This is a genomic window from Bacillus sp. JJ722, from assembly GCF_036963345.1.
Classification (GTDB): Bacteria; Bacillota; Bacilli; order Bacillales; family DSM-1321; genus Bacillus_AD.
In genome coordinates, this window is sequence record NZ_JBALMO010000220.1 from 1 (window position 1) to 5086 (window position 5086).

The window sequence follows — 5086 nt, forward strand, 5'->3', positions numbered from 1 at the left end:
CTATATCGCTTTTTATTGACCCCCTTAAAAAAAACTGAACTGTAAATCATAATCCATTCTATATCTTTGAGCGTACTGTAATGCAAATTTTTATACCTCCTAGAACTTTTAAAAAAACGTCTTAGTACCTACACTCTACGTTACTATGAAAATATTGGTCTATTAAGTGGCATCGAAAGAGATGAAAATGGTTACCGTAAAACTCAAAGACATATCTCATGTATTGACTTCCTCATAAGATTGCGGAACACAGAAATGCCTATAAGTGATATGAAAAAATTTGCGGAATTAAGATGTCAAGGTGATTCTTCTGTTACTGCACGGCGAGAGTTATTGGAAGCTCATCAGAAAAATGTTCTTAATCAAATTAAGCAACTAGAAAATAATTTAACCAAGATTAATGAGAAAATTGACTTTTATAAGAAGTTGGAGGGAAAAGCTAAATAATGTAATTAAATTAGTTTAAAAAGACCTTATTGTGTTGAGATAATAAAATTGTTTTATTTTGTGCTTGAAAATACAATAACCATACATCAGTCATTTTGATATATGGTTATTAAAGATGTTTAAAAAACATAGTTTTTCTTCAATTCTATGATGTTGAGGAATAATAAAATTGTTTTATTTAAAAGCTGGAGTTCGAGGTCTCCCACCAATTATAAAGTAACTTTCCCACCATGATAACAATAGTACATTTCAGCATTAAGATTTTTAATTTTTCTTAAAGACTGTTGTGCTTTCTCAACATTTAAACAAAAGTGTGGGTTAGCAATGATCAATTCATGATTTTCATTAACAGCTGCATCACCTGTAATGACGCTTTTTAAACTTGGAAAATACAATGAGATATGCCCTGAAGTATGCCCTGGTGTTGCTATTACTCTACATTTGTTATCTAAAATCATATCACCATCATGTACCTTTTCATCAATTGAAACATGTTTCAAATTCTTTAACTGATGTATAAACCATTTACCAAATTCGATTTCTGTATTTGGCATACTCTCTAGCATTTCTTCGGCTTGAACCAATCTCTCTGACTTTATTTCACCACTAATGTATTTTGATTCACTTTCATTAGCTATAATGTTAATCCAAGGATACTTTTCTTTGAAATCATATAGGGAACCTATATGGTCATCATCATAGTGAGTAATAATTATATTCTTTAAATTCTTCAATTCATATCCATTTTTTATAATTTCATTTTCAATTAAAGGTAAGAAATTTGTATACCCTGTATCGACCAAAGTTAGGTCATTATTCAATATAATTAAGCTGGGATAAATGTAATTTCTTTGTCCATTAAATTCAAATTCAATTGGTAGCTCTATTATCTTCATTTCTTCCTCCGTTACTGCACGTTTGTGAAATATCTGATATCCAAATTTTCTATGTATTTATTATACATGATATAAAAAAGAAGATATAATAACTTTCTTAATGGCTAATAGCACATCAGCTTGGCATTTATTAGTTCTACGATTTGTACTAGGAATTTTCGGCGGATTTATTCCTGCGTCATCTCCATTTATTACGATGAATACTCCTAGAGAAAAAATTGGTTATGCACTTGGTGTAGCTCAATCCGGTGCATACGTCGGTAATATTTTGGGACCACTTATAGGTGGAATTTTAGGGCAATGGATAGGCTTTTTTAATATCCTTTATGTGTCTAGCGCTATGTTGATGATAGCGGGGACCCTTATCTTATTCTTTTTAACGGAACATAATAGACCTGAGCCAAACTTGAAAATTTCGACATCTAAAAATAAACGAGTTAACTTTCTCTCTGAATTACGAAAAAATTTAAAATATCCTCTAATTGGAAATTTATTTTTGGCTGGCTTTCTTATTCAGTTTTTAACGATGAGTACTTCACCATTTTTAGCTACGTATGTAGAAAGTATGTGGAATAATGATGTGTTTTTAACAACTATGATAGGCTTATCGGTTTCTGCCTCTGGATTCTCTATTATTTTGCTGTTACCAATGGCCTTCTTTATATTTTTTATCTGAACACGGACTTTTAACATTCATCCCACCTCAAATTGGTGTTTCACACCTTCTCATTTCCTCACAAATGCCAATGCTTAGCTTTTTGTCTAATAATTATAACTTTTTGATATGTACCTTCGTCAGCCCAAAATTGGCTCATTATGAAGAATGAAAGTTGCGTAATTTGTCTATTCCAAGGAATGTTTGAAAAGAACATTCTGACTTTCAATCCAGGATGGAATCAAAATGCCGAAAATCTCGATTCGTTTACGGACATTCGAGACCTTCAAAGACAACTTAAAGCAAAAGGAATTAAAATACTGACTGAAGCAGATGAAAAAGCAAAGGGCCTACAAGTTTTACAATTGAAGATCTTGATGGTAATCCCATTCTTGTAGACCAACACAGATAATTATTTATAAACACAAATTCACTAGTGTTGCATTAAATCTTATGTTTGCTCGTTGTTTACAACTTCATGGTGGTACAACCGATATTATGAAAAATATTATTGTTAAAAATCTAGGTCTGAAATAATGAACTGTAACCCGATAAGTGGACACTTGAAAAAAAGTCCACTTATCGGGTTTTTATGTTTTTTTGCAAAAATCCGTTTATAATAAATATATTATTTTTAGCGGAGAGGATAACTGCAATGTTTATGAAGATGGTTCAAAAGATAATTAAAGTACAACCCACCACGTAGTTGCTTACTCATCGCTTGTAAATCAAGATATTACGGCTGAGTTAACTGCCGTTTTCTGCTGCATTTCAATTAAAATTCATAGTATCTTATATCGATTTAGATCGAAAGGTGTTTTAATTTATCTCATTCTTTAGGGTCTGTCTCATCTTAGGCTTTCGCTCTTTTTTTATACTCTAATCTAATTCAGAAGCCAATGTCATGTTAATTTTTATCTTTTTACACCAAAATCCTCTAGACTATTTATTTATTTCACTATTTATTTCTATCAAGTTGTACCTAGATTAGATTTCAGTCCATAACGATAAAGCATTTATCCAGTTTGGATCCCCATACCCTTGATAACTTTGAACTGCTTCATAGTTTTTTCCCTGATGGTTGACTCTATCACCTTTTGTATATGCTTTATACGGGTCCCATTGTTCATATGATGAACTCTGATCTTTTGTAGTTACAGTAAGAGTGTTACTTTTAATCGATTCATTTCCTGCTGTATCAACTGCCGCCACCGTGTACTTATATGTTGTATTTGATTGTAAGTTTTTGTCCATAAATGATGTCGTATTAGATGTTCCAACTACTGTCATTTGTCCATTTTTTGTTTCTTTGAATACGACATAATGATCAACTGCGATATTGTCTTCAGAAGGGCTCCACATTAAGCTGACACTAGACATTGTTTCTCCCATACTATGTAATCCCTTTGGTTGAGTTGGTGCTTCGGTATCTGGAACTTCCTTACCTGTGTTTGCAATAATCGATTCACTTTCTTGAGAAACATTTCCTGCTGCATCTACAGCCTTCACTGTGTATGTATACTCAGTATTCGCTGTTAATTTTCCATCTGTAAATGTTGTTCCTGTTACTGTTTCAATTACATGTCCATCACGTAATATTTGATACTCTTTCACACCTACGTTATCTATAGAGGGCTTCCAGTTTAATTTCACACTGCTTGCTGTAACTTTCTCTACATTTAATTCCTTTGGTTGAGTTGGAGCTTCTGCATCCGGAGTTTCATCATTTATTAAATTTACATCGATTACATTATAGAAAGCGTTCGCAGTATCAGCTACATCCCAAACAGCCAAAATCACATGGTATCCACTTCTATCTGTTGGTAGATTAATTTTATGTGTTAGGTTATTAGATGCTGCAGAACCATTATGTTTTATTACTCCAATTGGTTCAAAATTAGCACGGGTTAGAGGTTCATTAGGATTCCATCCCTTTTTTGTAATATAATAGTGCCATTTGCTTGTTGAATGTGGTGCAGAATATTTCCATGTGAAAGTATTTTCGCCACCAGTGAGCGTATTCTTAAACCAACGATCAGAAGTTTGTTGATCAAGAATTCCACCAAACAGACCACCAGCTGAAGCAATCTTCCCATCTGCCGGTCCAGCTTGTGGAAATCCTTTTGGTGCTTCTAAACTCTGCGGTTCATACATTACACTTCCACAACTCGAATTTAGAGATCCATAATTTGCGCCACATAACGCAGCACGGCTAGTAGGTTTTTCTACAAACCCATGTGCATTTACATTCTCAGGTATTAAAGTAATCCCCAAAAAACCTGTCGCTAATATAAAAGCGCTTACTCCTATTTTTCTACTTATTTTTGTTATATCAAATGAAAGTATATTATTCATCGTATTACTCCCCTTTCTTATCTATTTATTACATGACAAATAAATATCTATTTCAGAGGATTTTGATGCAAAAAGATAAAAACTATATTGATATATTTTATATCCTTTGTTCTCACATGATTTTATTTAGTAAATCTCAATATTAATACTATGAAATCTAAATACTCAGTATTTTATCCTAGGACTTATTCCCCTTTTAAGAGTCAATAAACTTACAACATTATATATATCGGATAACTTTTCTGAAAGTATATAGAAATAGTAAAATCAGCAAATTCATTTTTATATAAGACAGTTTCTCAAGCTAAGTCGACACTCTTCTAAAAATGCTTCGTGTGAGGTTTTCCATTCAAGTCATTTTCTTAGATGATCATTTAGTAGTGTAAGTGCTTGAATGACATCGTCGTTTGAAACTTTTGCTAAATCTATTGATTTCGGAAAAACTCTCGAAGAAACCCATTTATGTTCTCATTAGAACCACGCTGCCAAGAGGAATAAGGGTCCGCAAACTTTGATATTCAGGTCTTTTTCAATAGCCGAATAAAAGGCAAATTTTTTTCCTCATAAAAATATTTTTTGTTTTAATGTATTGCTTTCATACTATTCTTAAAAAAGAGTAGCTAGAATTTTTATACAATTCTTGATTTTATTAAAACAATCAATTAGTATTTACTTACTGGTAAGTAAATAAGGAGTGAAAGAAAATGAATAATAAAGTAGATATGTATAATCT

4 protein-coding genes and 3 pseudogenes are annotated in these 5086 nt (G+C 32.1%); 4 read left to right on the forward strand and 3 right to left on the reverse strand.

Annotation, left to right across the window (positions count from 1 at the left end; translation table 11 throughout):
• Positions 1–132: 132 nt before the first annotated feature.
• Together V7014_RS21735 and V7014_RS21740 are read left to right on the forward strand one after the other, a co-directional pair.
• Positions 133–270 (forward strand): annotated as a pseudogene (locus tag V7014_RS21735) (MerR family DNA-binding transcriptional regulator); the annotation flags it as partial.
• A complete protein-coding gene (locus tag V7014_RS21740; protein WP_335510253.1) occupies positions 271–447 on the forward strand; it encodes a hypothetical protein in 177 nt (58 codons plus the stop codon).
• Between the two features lie 209 nt (positions 448–656).
• Here V7014_RS21740 and V7014_RS21745 read toward each other — a convergent pair whose 3' ends face one another.
• Positions 657–1343, reverse strand: a complete 687-nt coding sequence (locus tag V7014_RS21745; protein WP_335510255.1) for an MBL fold metallo-hydrolase — start codon at positions 1341–1343, stop codon at positions 657–659.
• A gap of 100 nt (positions 1344–1443) precedes the next feature.
• Between V7014_RS21745 and V7014_RS21750 the strand changes: the two genes are divergently transcribed.
• Both V7014_RS21750 and V7014_RS21755 read left to right on the forward strand, forming a co-directional pair.
• Positions 1444–2019: an MFS transporter gene (locus tag V7014_RS21750; RefSeq protein ID WP_335510257.1), complete on the forward strand. Its 576-nt coding sequence runs from the start codon at positions 1444–1446 to the stop codon at positions 2017–2019.
• 125 nt (positions 2020–2144) lie between these two features.
• Positions 2145–2410 (forward strand): annotated as a pseudogene (locus tag V7014_RS21755) (VOC family protein); the annotation flags it as partial.
• 575 nt (positions 2411–2985) lie between these two features.
• Here V7014_RS21755 and V7014_RS21760 read toward each other — a convergent pair.
• Together V7014_RS21760 and V7014_RS27350 are read right to left on the reverse strand one after the other, a co-directional pair.
• Positions 2986–4353, reverse strand: coding sequence for a lytic polysaccharide monooxygenase (locus tag V7014_RS21760; RefSeq protein ID WP_335510259.1), 1368 nt, complete (start codon positions 4351–4353; stop codon positions 2986–2988).
• 354 nt (positions 4354–4707) lie between these two features.
• Positions 4708–4914: pseudogene (locus V7014_RS27350) on the reverse strand (IS30 family transposase); the annotation flags it as partial.
• Positions 4915–5086: the final 172 nt, after the last annotated feature.